The sequence below is a fragment of the Bacillus sp. ok061 genome (genome assembly GCF_900108285.1).
Taxonomy (GTDB): domain Bacteria; phylum Bacillota; class Bacilli; order Bacillales; family Bacillaceae_G; genus Bacillus_A; species Bacillus_A thuringiensis_S.
Map to the genome: position 1 here is coordinate 129,408 of NZ_FNUW01000005.1, position 21,563 is coordinate 150,970.

A 21,563-nucleotide genomic window follows, 5' to 3' on the forward strand; every position below is an offset into this window, starting at 1 on the left:
AATGATAGTAACAACAGCAGGAAGAACGAATAAAGAAATGACAGATTATGCAAAGCAGGTAGCCGCAGAATTAAATCGTTCATTCGTTAAACGTAATGAAATACCAGTACATAAATTACATGAGCAGTATGAACAAGATGTACTTGTCGTAGGAAAGAACCGATTAGCTATTTATCCGAAAGGTACGGAAGAATCATTTTTCTTTCATCCGAACTCAGCGATGTTTCGTGTGAAAAGGTTAATGCGTGGAGAACACGATCCGTTTGTACAAGCTGCTAAATTAGAGAGCGGAATGACAGTGTTAGATTGTACGCTCGGTATGGCATCAGATAGTATTGTAGCTAGTTATGTTGTTGGTGAAAGTGGAACAGTAACAGGACTTGAAGGTAATGAATATATGGCTTATATCATGAGAAATGGTTTGAAAACATGGTCTTCATCTGTTTCTGAAATCGATGAAGCAATGCAAAGAATCCAAGTAAAGCAAACGGAGCATTTTTCATTTTTAGCGCAATGTGAAGATAATAGTTACGATGTCGTTTACCTTGATCCGATGTTTGAAGAAACTGTCATAGAATCTGACGGAATTAAAGGATTAAAACACTTCGCTTTGTATCATGATATTACTGATGAAACAATTGCGGAGGCGAAGCGAGTGGCGAGAAAACGTGTCGTATTAAAAGATCATTTCCGTAGTTCTAGATTTGAAAAACACAATTTTCACGTATACAAAAGAAAAAGTGCTAAGTTTCACTTTGGTGTAATTGACCCTTGCTAATTGTTTGAAAAGATGTATAATAAGCAATAATTAATTAAATATACTGTCTGTGATGAAGAGAGTAGTCTTTTTTAGAAGGAAAGCGAGCTAGGGATGGTGTGAGCCTAGTACGAAAGAAAAAGATGAAGCGCACTTCGGAGATGCTTCTTGAACGAATAGTAGAGAAAGCCGAGGCCCCCTGTCCTCGTTATAAACGGGAAAGTGGTTCGTAACGAACAACAAGGGTGGTACCACGGGTTAAAACTCGTCTCTTTTCTAGAGACGAGTTTTTTGTGTTTTAAAAAATAAGGAGGTTAAATCATGGATTATAAAATGCAGTTTGCGGAAAGTTTATCTAATATTTTCACGAATGAATTAACGCAAAAACAAATTTTAGATTTAATTGAAACACCGAAACAAGATGAATTTGGAGATGCAGCGTTCCCATGCTTTTCATTAGCGAAGCAATATAAAAAAGCACCAGCTATTATCGCAAAGGAAGTTGCTGAGAAATTAAATGATCCGTTTTTTACGAAAGTAGAAGCCGTTGGTCCTTATGTAAATGTATTTTTCAATCGTGAAACTGTAAGTGATGCAGTATTAAAAACGGTTTTAGCGGAGAAAGAAGAGTTCGGTCAAAACCACTTTGGCTGTGAAAAAACAGTAGTAATTGATTATTCCTCTCCTAATATCGCGAAACCTTTTTCGATGGGGCATTTACGTTCTACAATGATAGGAAATTCGCTGAAACATATTGCTGAAAAATGTGGCTATGAAGTTGTAGGGATTAATTATATAGGAGATTGGGGAACACAGTTTGGAAAGTTAATTACGGCTTATAAAAAATGGGGAAATGAAGCAGTAGTTAAAGAAGATCCAATACGTGAGCTATTTAAGTTATATGTTCAATTCCATGAAGAGGTAAAAGACGACGAAGAACTAGAAGAAGAAGGACGTGCTTGGTTTAAGAAATTAGAAGAAGGTGATGAAGAAGCGGTAGAGCTTTGGAATTGGTTCCGTCATGAGTCCCTTAAAGAATTTTCTCGCATTTATGAACTTCTCGGCGTAGAATTTACTAATTTTCAGGGAGAAGCATTTTATAATAATTTAATGGAAGATTTTATTGGGATTTTAGAAGAGCATGAGTTGCTTGAAGAATCAGAAGGCGCATTAGTCGTTAATTTAGAAGAAGAAGGAATGCCGCCTTGCTTAATTAGAAAATCAGATGGTGCGACGATTTATGCAACGCGTGACTTAACGGCAGCTTTATATCGTCAAAACACTTATGGGTTTGATAAAGCGCTATATGTTGTTGGTCCAGAACAAAGCTTACACTTCAATCAGTTTTTTACTGTATTAAAAAAGCTCGGCTACACTTGGGTTGATGGCATGGAACATGTACCGTTTGGGTTCATTTTAAAAGACGGTAAGAAAATGTCCACACGTAAAGGAAGAGTTATTTTACTCGAAGAAGTACTTGAGGAAGCAATCGAACTTGCAAAACAAAATATTGAAGAGAAAAACCCAAACTTAAAACAGAAAGAAGAAGTAGCAAAGCAAGTCGGTGTTGGTGCAGTCATCTTCCACGATTTAAAAAATGAGCGTATGCACAATATCGAATTCTCATTAGAAAATATGCTGAAATTTGAAGGAGAAACAGGACCTTACGTACAGTACACACATGCACGTGCGTGCTCTATTTTAAGAAAAGAAAGTGTAGAATTTGAAACATGTACGTTTGCTTTAAAAGGTGATCATAGCTGGAGTGTCGTAAAATTACTTAATAAATTCCCTCAAGTAATTGAAGCAGCTTTCAATAAAAATGAGCCATCTATTATTTCGAAATATGTATTAGATGTAGCACAATCATTCAATAAATATTACGGTAATGTTCGTATATTAGAAGAGAGCGAAGAAAAAGACAGCAGACTCGCATTGGTTTATGCTGTGACGGTTGTATTAGAAGAAGGATTACGTTTACTTGGGGTGGAGGCACCTGAGGAGATGTAACATAGTAGTAAACTGACAAACTGGGTCTAGTATAAACCTGGTTTGTTTTTTTATTGGATATATAATTTTTTTGCAAAATCAATTAAAATCTTATTAGAGAGGGTGATTCATATTGATTCGAACTTTTATTTTACAAATTCCTTGTCATAGAAGGTTAGATAGGAGTTTTCTTAAACTACAAAAGTACATACCTTTATGTGCGCGTTGTACAGGCATGCTTATTGGTATTTTAATGTTTCCAATTTATTTTTATATGACACCTTCACTTCTTTTGGCAATCATACTATCATTTTTCGCTCAAATTCCTTTACTTATCGATGGGTTCACCCAAAAGTGGAAATGGAGAAGTAGCTCAAATTTGCTAAGAATAACTACTGGTGTATTAAGCGGTAATGGTATGGGATTATTCATTTCATCTAGTGTTATATGGATATTATCTTAAGATATATAGTAATGGAGGTATTTACATAGATGTTCTGGATTTACTTAATTCTAATTTTTATTTCAGGTGGAAGTGGAATTGGTTTTATGATTCAAAATAAGTATACAGAAGCAATAATAGCTTTTGTTATTTGTATACTATTGTTTGGGCTACTGTATTATTATCTTAAGAGAAACAAAAGAAAGAGAAAAGTAGATTGTGACGATTTAGACTGTACGGATTGATTGTGATTGTACTTGTTAAATTTTTCTTCCAAATAAAAAGCTAGTGAATTATTAAAAATACACTAGCTTTTTTGCTTTGAAATTTTAAGAAAAGTGTAGGAATACGGCTATTATATAGAGAACTTTAGTTTTGTATATAAAAGGAGGCGTTAGATGTTGGAAACGTATGATTGGAACAATAAACTAACATATTTAAAAAACACGAGAGATTTATATTATAATGACGATTATGTAAGCTTTTTAGTAGATACAGTTTGGAAGATTACTAAGCCTGTACATATCGTTGATTACGGTTGTGGATATGGTTATTTAGGGTTAGTATTAATGCCATTACTCCCAGAAGGTTCAAAGTATACAGGTATTGATAGTGGAGAAACATTATTAGCTGAAGCGAGGGAGTTGTTTCGTTTACTTCCGTATGATTCAGAATTTCTTGAAGGAGATGCTATAGAAATTGAATTGAACGATACATACGATATAGCAATTTGTCATGCCTTCTTATTACATATGAGTTCACCAAAAACGATGCTACAAAAAATGATTCATTCAGTTAAAAGTGGCGGGAAAATAATCTGTTTTGAACCACATTGGATATCAAATATGTCTTCATACACTTTGGATGGAGAGAACCAATCGGAAATTATCCAGCTAGGCATTTTGCAGAATTTATTTGAAAGTGACACGCAGAGAAGTGGAAAAGATGGAAATATTGGTATGAAAATACCGATGTATTTAAGTGAATTAGGTGTTAAAAATATTGAGTGTAGAGTAAGTGATAAAGTGAACTTTTTAGATTCTAATATGCACCATAATGATAAACAAAGTTTGTATCATTCATTAAAAGAAGAGGGGATTGCAGGGAATCCAGGTGATAAGCAGCAATTTATAGAACGTTTAATATCCAAAGGATTAACATATGATAATGCGCTAGCTCAATATGAAGCTGAACTACGATTTTTTAAAATATTTCATGCGCATTCTTCTTTAGTGTACGCTCCGAATATGAAAATTACATTTGGTGACATAGTATGTTAAAGGGTAGGATATATAAGGATTGTCGTTTAATGTCGATAAATCGATATTCGACATATAATCGCTGATATATGTTAAGAATTGGTCGATATAATTTGAAAATCGCCGATATATTTAAATTATCGCCGATATAATTTTATGTACTAATTTCAGCTTCTACAAGTTTAAAACCGCATGTTACGTTATTCCATATAATCAAACAAAATACAGAGAAAAGCAATCGTTTTTACTATATTTTGTTATAAATTTGAATAATATTAATTAATACCATCCATTATAAGAGATTTTAGTTGAATACATACTATATGGTGTGTAAAATCTAAGCAAGTAGCAGTTTAAATATAAATTCGAGGTGAATGCATGCTAGATTTTAAACAGTTAGAAGCGTGTTTGAAAGATAAGAGATTTGTAGACGGATTACAGGAAATAAATAATGAAATTTCATATATAAAAGAAACGAATACTTTATCCTATGTGAAGAATTGGCTTGCTAGTGTTCCTTCGCATAAGGAGTTTGACATATTAATACGTCTTACTGATGAAGGCCTTATGCACCAATACAGTTCATTCCTCATTCGCTACGCCTACAAAAAATTCCCAAACATGAGAACGCTCTCTTTATATTGTGATGAGTTAATTGATGAGCGGAAAATACTTGAAGTAGAACAGTTGTTAAAAGACTCATTAGAAGAGGTAAGTAAAGAAGAAATAGAAGCTGATCTTTTAGCGAAAACATATTTTACATTAGTACGATGTTTGTTGGAAATGAAACGAAATGAAGAAGCCCTAATCTATATGCAAAAGGCAGAGGAGTACAGTGCGCGTGCCGTATTTGATAAATGGGGCTACGTCTATATGCATACAGGTGAATGGGAGAAAGCAGAAGAACAATTTATAGCCGGCATGCAGCATAAAGATTGTGAAGAGCTATCTACCTATTTATTATCACAATTATATGCGAATCAAGGAGAACAAAAACGTGCATTACAGCTAATTGATGATGCGATTGTAAAGTTCCCGCAAGTACCATATTTTCATTTTGAAAAGGTAAAATATTTATTAGATTTAAGGAAGTATGAAGAAATGTTAGCGGTAATAGATAACATAAATAATCAGCTTCCTTATCATGCGTATAAAGCTTACTTTGTACATTTACGTGCAGAAGCGCTTTACAAAATGAATAAACTTGTAGATTTACAAAAGCTATTAAAAGAAGAAAAAAGTTTAAAAGAGTCTTTATATCATAATTTAGAAAAAAATCCAGATGGAAAAAAGGTGCATTTACCGATAGTTCCTATTGTACAAAAGGATAATTATTGTGTTCCGACAAGTTTAGAAATGATGTTGCAGTTATGGGGAGAAAAACGTACACAAGATGAAATAGCAGAGTTTATTTTTGATATGACAGGTTCGAAGTTTTCAGATACTGTTTCTTATTTAGAAGAATTAGGTTATGAATATCGTTATTTTAAAGGGAATGAAGAGAATTATAAGAGACTGATTGACGAAGGAATTCCTGTTTTATTAAGTATAGATATTGAGCATGCTTCACACGTACAAGTTCTATCTGGATATGATGATACATTGCAAGCTTTCTATGTTCAAGATCCAAACTTTATAGAACCAGTGCTTGTGGAATATAGTAAATTACAAGAAAAATATCGTTATACAGGCTGTTTAGCAATCACGTTTGTTCCGAAAGAAAAGAAGGCGCAACTAGCGTTTCTAAGTGAGGAAGAAAATCGTTATTTTAAATCTATTTTTTCTCTTACGGATCATTTAGATGAACATGACAAAGAGGGAATTAGTAACTTAGTACAATTTTTAAAAGAAACGAGCGATAATCCAAATACGTGGTTATATACGATAAAGCACTTAGATGTTGAAGTAGATAAAGAATTTATTTTATATTGTATCGATAAGTTAATGGAAAAGTTTCCGAACTCGGACTTTGTTAAATTGCATGGTGCACAGTGTTTTATTCGTCTTCAGGAAGTAGAGAAAGCCGAGCAAATGCTGACAAGCGTTGAGAAGAAAAATAATCGTGCATTATATCATTTGATAAATGGAAGATATGCTTTTGAGCAGGAAAGTTATATAGAAGCGATTTCAAGCTTTCGTTCATCATTACAATTAGATGCAGATCAGCCGATTGCTTGGAGTTTTCTCGCTTTATCCTATATGTATATTGATCAATCTGAAAAAGCATTGCAATACTCTCAAGTTGCGTTAGAGCGTAGTCCTGAAAGATTCACTTTAACGAATCACGGTTTAATATTAATAGATTTAGAAAGATATGAAGAAGCATATGAAATCTTTAATGACTTGTTAAAAGAGTATAAATATGAAGCACATGTATGGTATGAACGAGCGAGATGTGCACATCAACTAGGAAAATTATATTTAGCAATAAAAGGGCTTAAAGTAGCGATTCATTTGGATAGTAATGCACCTTACATTTATACGAAACTTTCGGAAATATACGAATCTGATTTGAAGGATGAGGAAAGTACGAAAGAAATTTTATTAAACGGTATTGAGAATTGTGATGATAAAGCACCTCTTTACGTAAAATTAGGTGACTATCATTTTCAAAATGATAGCTTGGAAGAAGCAGAAGTATTGTATAAGCGTGCTTTAGAAGAAAATGATGATGTTTATTCTCACTTCGGACTTACACAAGTTTATATGGCAAGAGAACAATACAAGGAAGCAAAAGAATATATTCTTGGTCTTGAGAAGCAAATTGAAAAGAGCCAAGATTTCCTCATGAATGCAGGAATGGTTTTATGGGATGCTGAACTTGAACTTGGTGGAAATGAAGAAGGATTTAAAGTAGCGCTATCTAAGTTAGAAAATGGTATAAAGAAAAGTGATTATAATGTAGCAAGTGCGTTAGATGAATATGTGAATCGGATTAAAGGAACGGAATTTGTACAACGAGGTATAGCGTTTTTAAGAACGTTACACAAAGAAAGAAATGAAGTAAGTGAGTACGGTTGTTATGCAGGTATTTTATATGAATCTATTGGACAGTACGGCCAAGCGATGAAAAGATATAATAAGGCGATAGAACAAAAGGAAACGGCATTACCGTATTACCGAATTGGTGAAACACTTATGGCATTAGGGCAATTGACGGAAGCAAAACAAGCGTATGAAACATGTTTAGAGTTTGATGGGAATTTCGTTGGTGTACATTTACAGCTTGCGGAAATATACGAAAAAGAAGAAAACCGTTCTAAAGAACAAAGTCATATGGTTCAGGCGATGAAAGAAGAGCCGTTGCATATTAATATGGAATATTTGGCACAGCTTTCAGTAGATATGAATCTTCAGGAAGAATTGTTGACTGAACTAGAACGATTAGCGGACGAAGTACCTGAAATATGGCGTTTAGATGCGATTGCATATGTGCATGGTGCGATGAATGAAATAGATAAAGAACAAGCACAGATTGAATACGCGCTACAATTAGATGGTGAGCATATAGAAGTTCTATATCATTATGCAAAAGTATTAGTGAAAAAAAGAAATGTAAAAGCAATTGAAGTTGCAATGAAAGTAATACAAAAAAATTTTGATAATGAACGTATATTTGATGTTTATGTAAAAGCGGTAGAGCAACATAAAAAATTGTCTAACATACGAGATTTTCTTCATACATTAAAGGTGAAAAAAGCAGAAAGAAGTACAGCATTCATGTATGCTGCAGCTGCGGTTACGGAAATATGGATTGAACGCCAGCTGCATGAACAGCCGAAACGATCTATCATTACGAGAGCTTTTTATCGTATGAAAAATCGTGCGAAAGAAATTTCAATGGTTACTATGATAATTGATTTATATGAAATCTCTTTAAAGTTAAATCCGAAAAATAGTATGGCAGCACAGCGATTTGCGCTATTTTATGAGAATGTAGAGATGAATATAGAAGCAATAGAGATTCTGCACACGTCACTAGAAAATAAATGGGATTATGAAGTAGCGAAGCAACTTGTAAATCTTTTCGTTGAGTGCGAGGAAGAAGATATGTTAAGAGATGCTTTGGAATTAACGAAGCAAATGGTTCGAGAACTACCAGATGATTATGATACTCTTCTTCTGCAAGCACAAGTATTATTTAAAGCAGGGGAAGAAAGAAAAGCAGAAAAGATTATCTTACAATTAACAGAGCAAACACCGTTTGTAAGTAGAGCATTTCTTGCTTTAGGAGAAATGTATCAAAGTCAAGAAAAGTTTGAAGAGGCAATTCAAGTATTAGAAAATGCTTCTATACATCATCCAAATGAAACAGCAATGATTCTTTCTTTAGCATCTTCTTATCATGGTGCCGGCCAAACACTAAAGGCAGAGAAAATAGCAAATGAAGCATTAAAAATTGATGCGAGTAATTTGTTAGCGAGATACGATCGTGCTTGTTATTTAGCACAGTTGAATAGAAATGAAGAGGCGAAGGAAGAGCTTGAAATTGTCCTTCGTGAGGATGAATCGGGATTCTTTGCTGAACTTATTGAGGATGATGAAAATTTAGTAGCGTTGCGAGAATTTGAAAAGTAACTGTATAAGAGTAGGGGATAAGAATATATTTTGAATTAGTTGACAATTAGTTGCCAAATGGCATAAAATAACTTTTAACAAAGTATACAAATCTGAAGACGAGAAAGAGTAAAATAGTGAACTGTTCTCCAGAGAACCGGTATATTGCTGAAAGCCGGTGGGCAGACGTTATTTGAAAATCATCTCCGAGGAGCCGAGGCTGAAAGTGAGTAAGCCCGGACGGATGTCTACCGTTACAAAGAACACGTATGATAGTACGTTGCTAAGCGCTATTAGTGAAAAGCTAATAGAATTAGGGTGGTAACGCGGGTAAACCCGTCCCTACTTCATAGGGGCGGGTTTTTTGTGTGCTTTTAAAACATTCAAAGGAGTGATTGTAGATGAAGAAAGTAGATGTAAAAGAGTCAGCTGTAGGGAGAGAAACACGCATTCGTAAGCAGTGGAACGAACAAAGCATTTTTGAACAATCAATTCAGAATCGAGAAGGCGCGCAATCGTTTGTGTTTTATGAAGGACCACCAACGGCGAACGGTTTACCACACGTCGGCCATGCACTTGGTCGGGCAATTAAAGATTTAGTAGCAAGATATAAAACGATGGCTGGTTATAAAGTAGTAAGAAAAGCAGGATGGGATACACACGGTTTACCTGTAGAACTAGGTGTTGAGAAGCAACTCGGTATTTCTGGTAAACATGAAATCGAAGAGTACGGAATTGAGCCGTTTATTAAGAAGTGTAAAGAGAGTGTTTTCACATATGAAAAGCAGTGGCGTGAATTCACTGAAAGTATTGGTTATTGGGTAGATATGGATGATCCATATGTAACTTTAAAGAATCCATATATCGAAAGTGTATGGCATATTTTGGGGACAATCCATGAAAAAGGATTGTTATATAAAGGACATAGAGTTTCACCATACTGCCCAAGCTGCCAAACCTCATTGAGCTCACACGAGGTTGCACAAGGGTATAAAACAGTAAAAGATTTAAGTGCAACTGTGAAGTTTAAAGTGAAAGATAGTGAAAATGAGTATTTCTTAGGCTGGACAACAACGCCTTGGACACTTCCAGCAAACGTTGCGCTTGCTGTACATCCAAATATGGAATATGTTAAAGCAAAACAAGAAGGTCATGTATACATTGTTGCGAAAGAACGTGTACAAGAAGTATTAAAAGAGAACTATGAAGTATTATCTGTTCATAAAGGCGAAGAATTATTAAACACATCTTATACAGCGCCATTTCCAATGAAAGAAGTTACAAATGGTTACCGCGTTATCGCAGCAGATTTTGTAACGGCAGATAGTGGTACAGGACTTGTTCATATTGCTCCAGCATATGGAGAGGACGACTATAGAGTCGTTCAAAGTGAAGGATTGTCATTCTTGCACGTTGTAGATGAAAAAGGTGAGTATACAGAAGCAGTACCATTTTTGAAAGGAAAATTTGTAAAAGATTGTGACGTGGATATCGTTCGTTATTTAGCGAAGGAAGGTTTACTATATCATAAAGAAAAATATGAACATAGCTATCCGCATTGCTGGCGCTGTGATTCACCACTACTTTATTATGCAGGAGAAAGTTGGTTAATCCGAACAACTGCAATTAAAGATACATTTTTACAAAATAATGATTCTGTTATTTGGTATCCGGATCATATGAAACATGGACGTTTTGGTAAGTTTTTAGAAAATATGGTGGACTGGAATATTAGCCGAAATAGATATTGGGGAACGCCATTGAATGTATGGGAATGTGAAAGTTGTGATAATCAGTTCGCACCGAAAAGCATTGCCGAATTAAGAAAGCATAGTACGAAAGAAACTCCGGAAGATTTGGAATTGCATAAGCCTTATGTAGATGAAGTGCAAGTCTGCTGCGGGAAATGCGGAAGCACAATGGATCGTACACCAGAAGTAATTGATGTTTGGTTTGATAGTGGTTCCATGCCATTTGCACAATATCATTACCCATTTGAAAATAAAGAGTTATTTGAAGAACAGTTTCCAGCAGATGTAATTGCAGAAGGAATTGATCAAACACGCGGCTGGTTTTATAGTTTATTAGCAGTCTCAGCACTATATACAGGAAAAGTACCGTATAAACGAGTGTTATCATTAGGGCATGTCTTAGATGAAGAAGGACAGAAAATGTCTAAAAGTAAAGGGAATGCACTAGACCCAGTTGATTTAGTAGATAAGTTTGGTGCAGATGCGCTAAGATGGGCTTTACTTGTTGATAGTGCCCCGTGGAATGCGAAGCGTTTTTCTGAAAGAACAGTACTGGAAGCGAAATCTAAATTTGTAGATACATTAGTCAATGTGTATAGCTTCTACGTTTTATATGCAAATTTAGATGAGTATAATCCGAAAGAAAAGTATGATGTAAAGCTTACAAAATTAGACGAATGGGTATTATCAAGGTTGCATAGTACAACGAAAAAAGTGAGAACTGGACTTGATGATTATCAATTTACGAATGCAGCTCGTGAAATTGCAACACTTGTAGATGAAGTGAGTAACTGGTATGTAAGACGCTCACGTAATCGTTTCTGGGAATCTGGTATGAACGCTGAGAAAGCAGCTGCGTATGAGACACTTCATGAAGTACTTGTAACAATTAGTAAATTAATTGCACCATTTACACCATTTGTCGCGGAAGACATTCATCTGAATTTAGAAGGAAGCAGCGTTCATTTGGCCGATTATCCAGTTGTAAATGAATCACTACTTCAGCCGAAATTAGAAGCGGAAATGGATGCTGTTTTACAAGTTGTTGAACTTGGAAGAAGTAACCGTAATCAGCATTCTTTAAAAGTAAAACAGCCGCTAGCAGAACTTGTATTACTTGAGCATAACGAGAATGATATGGATTGGGAATCTTATCGTGATATCGTTATGGATGAGTTAAATGTAAAAGCATTCCATGTTGAACTCGATGAAACAAAATACACATCATATCAATTGAAGCTTAATTTTAAAACAGCGGGGCCGAAATTCGGTAGAAATGTGAATGCAGTGAATGGTTGGCTAAAACAATTATCACAAGAAGAAGTACAAAACTTTGTATCAACAGGAAGAGCAGTTTACGAAGCAACACCAGGAGAAGAAGTAGTTGTAACTGCTGAAGATGTGTTAGTTGAGAAAGTTGCAAAATCAGGATTCTCTAATACGACTAACGGACAATATACAGTTATGTTAGATACGAATGTAACGGAAGAATTGTTACAAGAAGGAGTAGCGCGTGAATTCATTCGTGCGGTTCAAGAATATCGTAAACAGTTGAATTTACCAGTTAATTTACGAGTCGATGTTATTCTCGATACAGAAGAAGAACTACAACGAACGTTAACGAACCATAAAGATTTATTGGAAGAAAACTTACTCGTTAAACAATTTACATTTGGTCACTTAACGAACGAAGACGATGAACTTTCTTTAGGTGAGACAAAACTTAGAATTAAATTAAGTGCGGCTAATTAAAGAAAAAAGGAAGTTGGAATGATTCCAACTTCCTTTTTTGTATGATTAGAATTTATTTGACTATACATTCGATAGAATCACTAACAATTGTCTTTTTTCATAGCGTACCGAAAACAATACTGTAGAAATATATTTCTACAGTATTGTTTTCACTTTACACATAAATATTGAGAAAATTTCACTTACCCCAAATGGAAAGGTAATAGAATTGTCCATAGAGAATTACTCCTAGATTCAATTTTTATCCCTCCATTTTGTGGAGAATGATTGCTGAGTGGTAACGGGATAAGGTTGAGCTACTTTATTAGGGGGAGTGGTTCTATGTTTAATAAAAAAATGGTGGCAATGGCAATGACTGTGCCGTTAGTAATGGGGACGATTTCTACGGTTTCGGCATTGGAAAAACAACAGCAAGTAAAGTTAGAAGCTTATTCGCCACAGAAAAAAGCAACTGAATATTTAAAAGAAAATGCTGCGCAGTATGGATTGAAGACAGACCTTTCAGACTTGCAATATATTTCTACAACAGAAACGTCAGTAGCTTCATATGTTAGGTTCCAACAAGTTGTTAACGGTGCGCCTGTATTTTCAAAACAAATTACAGTTACTCTTAACGGAGAAGGAAAGGGAGTACTCGCTGTTTCTGATTATCAGCCTGTTACAGGTGTGAAGGAAGTAACGACAAAAATTAGTGAAAAAGATGCAATACAAAAATCAATGGCGTATGTTGGAGAAGCAAGTGAGCAAAACTTATGGGCTCCTACAGAGAAAGAATTCGGATATATTGTTGAAGAAGGAATGGCTCGTCCAGTATATAAAGTTGTAGTCCATTCTAATAATCCATTTGGTGCATGGGAAACATTTATTGATGCAGAAAATGGAAAGTTAATTAAAAAGGTTGATATAAACCGAAAAGCTGAAGGGTCAGGAAAAGTATTTTTACCTAACCCAGTCGTATCTAGCGGTAGTAAAGTAGGCTTAAAAGATAATAACGATGCAGATTCAACAGCTCTAACGAACCAACTGAAAACTGTTACGTTAAAAGGTTTAGATGGAACAGGATTTTTAATTGGAGAATATGTAACGATTTCTTCAAAAGCGAAAACAAAATCTACGAATTTACAATTTAACTATACACGCGCAAATGATAGCTTTGAAGATGTTATGTCGTACTATCATATCGACACATTGCAACGTTACATTCAAAGTCTAGGTTTTAAAAATATTAATAACCGTTCGATAAAAGTGAATGTTAATGGTACAACTGATGATAACTCATTCTATTCTCCATCAACAAAAGCTTTAACTTTCGGTACTGGCGGTGTTGATGATGCAGAAGATGCTGGTATTATCGCACATGAATATGGGCATTCGATTCAAGATAACCAAGTTCCTGGCTTTGGTAGTTCAGCAGAAGGTGGAGCGATGGGAGAAGGATTTGGCGACTTCTTAGGTGCTACATATGAAGATGCAGTATCGACTACTGGATATGGTAAAGCATGTGTTGGAGAATGGGATGCGACAGCTTATTCTAGTTCAGATCCAACATGCTTACGCCGATTAGATACGAATAAAGTATATCCGAAAGATATAACGAATGAAGTGCATGATGATGGTGAAATTTGGGCTCAAGGTCAATACGAAATGGCACAAGCTTTTGGCCGTGATGTAGCAACAAAAATCATTTTACAATCACACTGGTCATTAACACCAAACTCTAAATTCAGTGATGGAGCAAAAGCGATTAAGCAAGCGGATGCTCTTTTATATGGTGGACAACATGCTGCTGATATCGATCGCATTTGGGCAGCGAGAGGCATTAGTACGAATTAATATAAAAAGTCGTGGCATTAAGCCACGACTTTTTAATTTGCTTACGAACTGGTACTAGTAAATAAAGCTATATCAATGATAGTGTCAATATATCCGTATTCCCTTTACTTTTTAGCTTCTTTAAAAACAAAATGCTCTTTAAATTTTCTAGATTCAATTTTTTGACCATTTCGCATCGATCGGAATGGGTGTTCTTGCCATGTAATAATAACATCAACCTCATCCGCTTTTGTAGCAACAGGTAAATTAGCGTGTTCAAATCCAGTTTTTCCACTTGCTAAACGACTTTCCTTTAGGGAAAAGAGTTCATATTTCGTTTTCTTATTTGGTTCGTTGCGGAATACTTCGACGTTTACGTTATATACCTCACTATTCCCGACATTCGTTACTGAAAAATGATATGTTTGAAATTCATCTTTTTTAGCTTGAAGCATATTCTTGTTTGTTTTTTTCGGTTTATCAATATTTACTTGCCATTGATCAGAGTTTTGAGAGATTGGTAAAGAGTTTGGTGAATAGGCGTATGTTTCGTTTACTACAATTAGGCAAAACAATAGGAGAAAGAAACTAATTGCTTTTTGCATATACACACCTCGCTATAAAATTTTTTATTAATATGCGTGAAAAATACAACTTTTATGTAATAAAATGGAAAGGGATGACGATTTGATTCAAATACAATTAAATAAATTGGAAGAGATAGTAAATGGTGAAGGATTACAAGAATCATTTCATTATATAGAGATGCAAGGCGTCTGTATTGACTCTAAAAAAATTACGAAAGGGAATTTGTTTGTTCCGATTATTAGGGTGAAAGATGGACACGATTATGTAAAAGAAGCGATGGAAAAAGGTGCGGCTGCTTCTTTATGGAAAAAGTCTTACGGTGATCCTCCAAAAGGAATACCGATTATTTTTGTAGATGACACATTACTTGCACTGCAAAAAATAGCGCGATATTACCGAAAGACAAGTAATGTGAAAGTTATCGGAATTACTGGTAGTAATGGAAAGACAATGGTAAAAGATATAATAAGCACGATATTAAGTACAACTTATCGTGTGCATAAAACGAAGGGAAATTTAAATAGTCAAATTGGTTTACCACTAACGATTTTAGAAATGAAACAGGATACAGAGTTTTTAATACTTGAAATGGGAATGAGCGAAACGGGACAAATTCGAAACTTAGCACAAATAGCACAGCCAGATGTAGCGATCATTACAATGATTGGACAGTCACACTTAGAAACGCTTGGATCAAGAGAAGAGATTGCGAAGGCTAAATTTGAAATTGTAGACGGATTAAATGACGGTGGACTGTTCTTATATAATGGTGATGAGCCATTACTTTCTCAAAATATTAATATGCTAGGTATAGAAAGTAAGTCGTTTGGTGGAAAGTATACAAATGATTTGTTTCCAACGAACGTACAATTAGATGAATATGGTGTTCATTTTAAATTAAATCATTCAAAAATACAGTACGATGTTCCCTTACATGGAAAACATAATATTTTTAATACGATTGTCGGAATCGCTGTAGGTCAATTTTACAAAGTCCCTATAGAAAAAATACAAGAAGCATTGCAGCAAATAAACATTACACAAATGCGCTTTCAGTTTTTAACCGCTAAAACAGGTTTTACAATTATTAACGATGCATGGAATGCTAGTCCTTCCTCCATGAAGGTTGCAATTGAAACGTTGCAGAAATTAAATGCCTATAAGAAAAAAATTATAGTGATTGGGGATATGTTGGAGTTAGGCAAGAAAGCTGAAACATATCATAGAGAAATTGGTAAAATGTTAAATGAGGAGAGCATTCAATATGTATTTACGTATGGAGAGTTAGCTGAAATTGTAGCGGAAGAAGCAAGAAAGAACTATCATACGGGAAAAATAAAGTCATTTGATAATAAAGCCAAAATAGCAGAGGAAGTATTGAAAGTTATAACGAAAAAAGATATTGTTTTACTGAAAGGTTCACGTGGCATGGCTTTAGAGGAGATTGTACAAAAGTGGATGTGAAAAATCAGAATATATTTTAAAAAGGCTTGCATTCTATAAAAAGAAGAGTTAGAATACTCTGTAAATATAAAAAGTGATGATCAGGAAAAGTACATGATGCTAAGGTCTACAGAGAGCAGCCGGTTGCTGGGAAGGTTGCGATACCGCATGATGGAAAGACACCTGTGAGTGTTGCTTTGAACGTGATTATTAGTAAAAGCAAACGGTACCTACCGTTATCAGGGCTAAGATGGTCAGTATGACAATTTGGGTGGTACCGCGGAAAAAAATCCGTCCCTATTTATAGGGGCGGATTTTTGTATTCTTTGAAAGGGGGTGAGTGACCGTGGATGATGACGATGACAACAATAACGTAAATAAATATAAAATTACTGGAGGGAAAAATAATGAATTCAATAATGAAGCGTTCACTCACAAAAGAATGTACGGAACAAAGTGGAAAGGTTGTATTACTTCAAGGATGGGTAAAAAAAATTCGGCATCTTGGAAATGTTAGTTTTTTATTATTACGGGACAGAACAGGAGTAATTCAATGTGTATTAGAAAATGAATTGGCTGGATATAAAGTTGATGTAGAAAGTGTCGTCCACGTAATTGGTGAAATAGTCGAGACATCGAAAACAGAATTGGGTGTTGAAGTACTTGCTCATGAAGTGAAAGTAATAAACGGTGCAGAGCCACTTCCATTTGAAATAAATAAAAAGAAGTTACAAGTTGGCTTAGATCAACTACTTAATGAGCGGGTAATATCATTAAGGCATGAGCGAACCGCAGCGATTTTTAAAGTGAAATCTACATTCGTTCAGAGCTTTAGTGAATTTCTAATAGAGAACGATTTCACACGTATATTTACTCCAAAAATTGTTTCGCAAGGGGCAGAAGGAGGAGCGAATGTTTTTAAGCTTCCATACTTCCAAAAAGAAGCTTATTTAGCACAATCACCACAGTTCTACAAACAAATGATGGTCGCAGGTGGGTTAGAACGTGTTTTTGAAATTGCACCTGTATATAGAGCGGAACATCACAACTCTTCTCGTCATTTGAATGAATATATATCGTTAGACGTAGAGCTTGGTTTTATTCATGATTTTTATGAAGTGATGCAACTAGAAACGGATGTTTTACAATATATGTTTCAACAAGTAGCAAAAAAATGTGATAAAGAACTACAATTATTACAAATAGAAGTACCTGTTATTACTGAAATTCCTAAAATTCCATTGTTAGAAGCACAAGAAATCTTGAAAAATAAGTATCGTAAAGAATCTCCTGTAGGGGATTTAGATACAGAAGGTGAAAAGTTACTAGGGAAATATGTGAAGGAAATATATAATAGTGAATTTGTTTTCATTACACACTATCCGAAAGAAGCGAGACCGATGTATACGATGCCGAATAAAGAGAATCCATCTATTACCGATTCATTCGACTTATTATATAAGGGGTTAGAAATAACGTCAGGGGCACAGCGAATTCATAATTATGAAATGTTACTCGCTTCGTTTAAAGAAAAAGGATTACATCCAGAGAAATTTCAATCTTATTTAAATACATTTCGATATGGTTGTCCACCACATGGAGGTTTTGGAATTGGGTTAGAAAGGGTTGTATATAAACTTTTAGAATTAACAAATGTACGAGAGGCTAGTGCTTTTCCGAGAGATTGTACTCGTCTTATACCGTAAAAAGAATCTTCGCGATTATCGCGAAGATTCTTTTTTTATAGTTCGTTTGAAAAGGTGAAAATATAGACTCTTTCTTTTGCTAATAAGCCTAGTAAAAGTGAGTTAAAATATGAACCATTTCGAAAAAAAATAATATCCCCCCTTGACAGTTACAAATATAACCGATATACTTCATATTAATTTCAAAAGAAAATATATTCTAAATATTAAAATGTGTTGAATAGGAGTAGTAAGGTCATGTATTTGTACAGAGAGCTATGGGTTGGTGCGACATAGTCAAATGACATCCTGAACTCGCCTAGGAGCAGTAAGGTGGAACGGAATCACATTCTTAGTAAATCTTAACGGTTAACCTTCGATATTAGGTTTGTAATCAAACGATTACTACTAAGGTGGATTCATAATGGAATCAATAAGGGTGGTACCGCGTTAAGTAAATGGCTTAGCGTCTCTTTATATAGAGATGCTAGGCCATTTTTTTATTATATGGAAGAAGAAATGGGGGTTTATTTGGATAGGGCTATAAAATTTAATTATTTATATAAAAAGATTTAATTAGGAGGAAAATGAGATGAAACAGACGGAGCAATGGACTTCGAAATTAGGTTTTATAATGGCAGCAGCAGGATCAGCAATTGGACTTGGCGCGATATGGAAGTTTCCTTATATTGCTGGGAAGAGCGGGGGAGGAGCGTTCTTTTTAATCTTTATATTATTTACTGTATTAATTGGACTACCGCTACTTATAGCTGAATTTATGATTGGACGCAGTACGCAGAAACAAGCAGTTGGAGCATTTAAAAGCATTGCACCAAATACAGGATGGCACTGGATTGGACGCCTTGGTGTTGGAACGTGTTTTATACTACTTTCGTTTTATAGTGTTGTAGGTGGATGGGTATTAATTTATTTATTCAGAGGAATAACTGGTCAACTTATTACTCCAGGACAAAATTACGGTGCATTATTTACTGAAACAATTGGGAATCCCGCTTGGGCTATTATGGGACATTTTGCTTTTATGTTCATTACGATATGGGTTGTATCAAAAGGTGTACAAAACGGAATTGAAAAAGCAAGTAAATATATGTTGCCAGCATTGTTCGTTTTATTTGTCGCTCTTATCATTCGTTCATTAACACTTGATAACGCAATGAAAGGTGTGAAGTTTTTCTTACAACCAGATTTCTCAAAGATTACTTCGGAAAGTATTTTGTTCGCAATGGGCCAATCATTCTTTGCGATTAGTATTGGGATTTCAATTATGGTTACTTATAGTTCCTATTTAAATAAAAAAGAAAGTTTACCAAAATCAGCAATAACAATTGTTGGATTGAATTTATTTGTTTCATTATTTGCAGGTCTTGCTATTTTTCCGGCGGTATTTTCATTAGGAATGGAGCCGACAGAAGGGCCTGGATTGCTATTTATCGTATTACCATCTGTATTTAGTCAAATTCCATTCGGTGGAATTTTCTTAACAGTATTTCTTGCCCTATTTACATTTGCGACATTAACATCGGCATTTTCTCTATTAGAGACAGTTGTTTCGGCATTAGCAAATGGTGAACAAAAAAGAAGAACGAAATTATCATGGATGATCGGTTTCTGTATTTTCTTAGTAGGTATACCATCTGCGTTATCATTTGGAGTATGGAGTGATATTACGATTTTTGGAAAAAATATTTTTGATGCAGTAGACTTTTTATCTAGTAATATATTAATGCCACTTGGAGCACTATTTATTAGTATTTTCGTTTCATTCAAAATGGAGAAGAAGGTACTAGAAGCAGAGTTTTTTGTAGGTGGAAATTATGGAAAGAAAGTATTTACTTTTTGGGCATTTTTACTTCGATTTGTAGCACCACTTGCAATAATTATCGTCTTCTTAAATGTAATAGGGATTATTTAATGTTAAATGTTATAATATTCAGTAAAAAAGAAGGTGATGATCATAAAGGCAAATTTGATAGAAGCAGGGAAATACATGAATATTAGAGGGAAAAAGCTATACGTTGAAACGCATGGAAATCCTCAAGATAAACCAGTCTTATATTTGCATGGTGGACCAGGAGAGAGCTGCTATGATTTTTCATTTCATCAAGCGGAAAGATTAAAAAATTTCTTATATGTGATTATGATAGATCAAAGAGGTGTTTGTCGTTCAGAAGAAATTACTGAAGACGAAGCCTTTGGATTAAATGATTTGATTGAAGACTGTGAGGAATTAAAAAAAGTATTGCAAATTGAGAAGTGGTCTATAATTGGACATTCTTTCGGTGGATATGTAGCATTGCTTTATGCTTCGATATATCCAAGTTCAATAGAGAAAATAATATTTGAAGGACCAACTTTTGATTTTGCATTAACAAGTAGAGCTTTGTTGCAAAAGACAGGGCATTTATTAAAAAAGTATGGAAAAGAAGAAGTAGCAGAAGAGTCTCTTGCTTATTCATCTAGCGATGCTAGTCCAGAAGAATTGTTAGAAGCTTATATAAGATTAAGCGCTGAATTAGAAGAAAAAAGAATGGAGATTTACAATAATAAGGAAGATAGGACAGACGAGAGTTTATACAGTGATGAAGAGTGGGAAATATTTTCAAATCGCTCCAAAATGCACTTTGATAGATTAAAATTAGAGGGAGCATGTCATACATCATTATTATCAAAAATAAAAGATGTACAAAATCTAATGTTATTAATAGTAGGAAAACATGATGTAGTAACGTGTGAAGAACAAATTAAAACATTTAATAAAGATGCCCGAAACGGCAAGTATATCGTATTTGAAGAGAGCGGTCATTCACCTCATTATGAGGAAGCAGATAGATTTGCAGAAACAGTCATACGTTTTTTGAAATGAAGAAAAGGGTGCTTCTATAAATGAGAGGCACCCTTTCTAAATTTCTGGATATGTGATTGTGATGTTAGGCCACTTACTTTGCCAATTCTTTTTTATAACTCTATTTTTGTACATATGTATACGTTCTTTTGTTTCAAGAAAATGAGCTGTCGGTTTCACTTGTAGTGAAAGTACATCATTTATTCCGCATGGAGCTGTTAAAATGACCCTATTTTGTTCGTCAAGCGTAACTCCTAAAGCGGTTGCTGTTTCAGGAAATTTAGAAATAGCATCACCAGAAGAAGAATATGGCGGCATGTTATTCATTATATGCATACGAGCTTGATTTTTTACTGACCAAGGGATAGTGGCATCCATATTCATTAATTTCGTTTCTAATGATTTTTCATCTATCTCATCTTTATGTAAACGATCATAATAAATAACATCGACATCGGGCGTAGCTGTTCTGACATTATAGCTATGTAAAGTATCCCAAATTTTAGAACGAACAAATCCGGCACAAATCCACCAATCAGGTAGCTCTAGTGATTTTGCCATTTGTAATACATTCATCATCCAGTCGTCGTTTTCTATTAAGTGAATGACATCTTGCTCTGTTTGTATAGTCATTTGTTATCTCACCTGCTTTTTTTTAGAGAGTG

13 protein-coding genes, 1 pseudogene and 4 other annotated features are annotated in these 21,563 nt (G+C 34.7%); of the genes and pseudogenes, 12 read left to right on the forward strand and 2 right to left on the reverse strand.

All coding sequences use genetic code 11. The annotated features are described in order from the left end of the window. Position 1: 1 nt before the first annotated feature. From C4S65_RS09350 to C4S65_RS09385, 8 genes and pseudogenes are all read left to right on the forward strand, one after another. Complete coding sequence (locus C4S65_RS09350) at positions 2-778, forward strand: class I SAM-dependent methyltransferase (RefSeq protein ID WP_000637454.1); 777 nt, start codon at positions 2-4, stop codon at positions 776-778. A 40-nt stretch (positions 779-818) separates the two neighbouring features. Then, positions 819-1,033: a binding site (T-box leader), on the forward strand. Positions 1,034-1,078: 45 nt separating this feature from the next. Then, positions 1,079-2,767: an arginine--tRNA ligase gene (gene argS / locus C4S65_RS09355; protein WP_061665965.1), complete on the forward strand. Its 1,689-nt coding sequence runs from the start codon at positions 1,079-1,081 to the stop codon at positions 2,765-2,767. Between the two features lie 112 nt (positions 2,768-2,879). Beyond that, a complete protein-coding gene (locus C4S65_RS09360) occupies positions 2,880-3,209 on the forward strand; it encodes a DUF2085 domain-containing protein (RefSeq protein ID WP_000621479.1) in 330 nt (109 codons plus the stop codon). 29 nt (positions 3,210-3,238) lie between these two features. Beyond that, a pseudogene (locus C4S65_RS09365) lies at positions 3,239-3,452 on the forward strand (hypothetical protein). Between the two features lie 134 nt (positions 3,453-3,586). Further along, entirely contained in the window at positions 3,587-4,468 is an 882-nt protein-coding gene (locus C4S65_RS09370; protein WP_086406082.1) for a class I SAM-dependent methyltransferase, read from the forward strand. A 357-nt stretch (positions 4,469-4,825) separates the two neighbouring features. Then, on the forward strand, positions 4,826-9,025 hold the full coding sequence (locus C4S65_RS09375; protein ID WP_086406083.1) for a bacteriocin-processing peptidase family protein: 4,200 nt from the start codon (positions 4,826-4,828) through the stop codon (positions 9,023-9,025). An 86-nt stretch (positions 9,026-9,111) separates the two neighbouring features. Then, positions 9,112-9,351 (forward strand) — a binding site (T-box leader). A 54-nt stretch (positions 9,352-9,405) separates the two neighbouring features. Then, entirely contained in the window at positions 9,406-12,507 is a 3,102-nt protein-coding gene (ileS, locus tag C4S65_RS09380; protein WP_086406084.1) for an isoleucine--tRNA ligase, read from the forward strand. A 321-nt stretch (positions 12,508-12,828) separates the two neighbouring features. Then, complete coding sequence (locus tag C4S65_RS09385) at positions 12,829-14,340, forward strand: M36 family metallopeptidase (protein WP_098838385.1); 1,512 nt, start codon at positions 12,829-12,831, stop codon at positions 14,338-14,340. 104 nt (positions 14,341-14,444) lie between these two features. Here the strand turns inward: C4S65_RS09385 and C4S65_RS09390 are convergent, their stop codons facing one another. Further along, positions 14,445-14,924 carry a hypothetical protein gene (locus C4S65_RS09390; protein WP_098838384.1) on the reverse strand — a complete coding sequence of 160 codons (480 nt, stop codon included), beginning with the start codon at positions 14,922-14,924 and terminating at the stop codon, positions 14,445-14,447. Between the two features lie 64 nt (positions 14,925-14,988). On the opposite strand from C4S65_RS09390, the gene murF reads away from it, so the two are divergent. From murF to C4S65_RS09415, 4 genes are all read left to right on the forward strand, one after another. Continuing rightward, positions 14,989-16,371, forward strand: a complete 1,383-nt coding sequence (murF, locus tag C4S65_RS09395; RefSeq protein ID WP_061665971.1) for a UDP-N-acetylmuramoyl-tripeptide--D-alanyl-D-alanine ligase — start codon at positions 14,989-14,991, stop codon at positions 16,369-16,371. Positions 16,372-16,438: 67 nt separating this feature from the next. Then, positions 16,439-16,652: a binding site (T-box leader), on the forward strand. Positions 16,653-16,757: 105 nt separating this feature from the next. Further along, entirely contained in the window at positions 16,758-18,056 is a 1,299-nt protein-coding gene (gene aspS / locus C4S65_RS09405; RefSeq protein WP_001084711.1) for an aspartate--tRNA(Asn) ligase, read from the forward strand. Between the two features lie 207 nt (positions 18,057-18,263). Continuing rightward, positions 18,264-18,512: a binding site (T-box leader), on the forward strand. Positions 18,513-18,627: 115 nt separating this feature from the next. Next, the gene (locus tag C4S65_RS09410; protein ID WP_000814533.1) at positions 18,628-19,968 is read left to right on the forward strand and encodes a sodium-dependent transporter; all 1,341 of its coding nucleotides are present in this window, start codon (positions 18,628-18,630) and stop codon (positions 19,966-19,968) included. 75 nt (positions 19,969-20,043) lie between these two features. Beyond that, a complete protein-coding gene (locus tag C4S65_RS09415; protein WP_001026105.1) occupies positions 20,044-20,919 on the forward strand; it encodes an alpha/beta hydrolase in 876 nt (291 codons plus the stop codon). A 36-nt stretch (positions 20,920-20,955) separates the two neighbouring features. Here C4S65_RS09415 and C4S65_RS09420 read toward each other — a convergent pair whose 3' ends face one another. Then, on the reverse strand, positions 20,956-21,531 hold the full coding sequence (locus C4S65_RS09420; protein WP_000155292.1) for a nucleotidyltransferase family protein: 576 nt from the start codon (positions 21,529-21,531) through the stop codon (positions 20,956-20,958). Positions 21,532-21,563 lie beyond the last annotated feature (32 nt).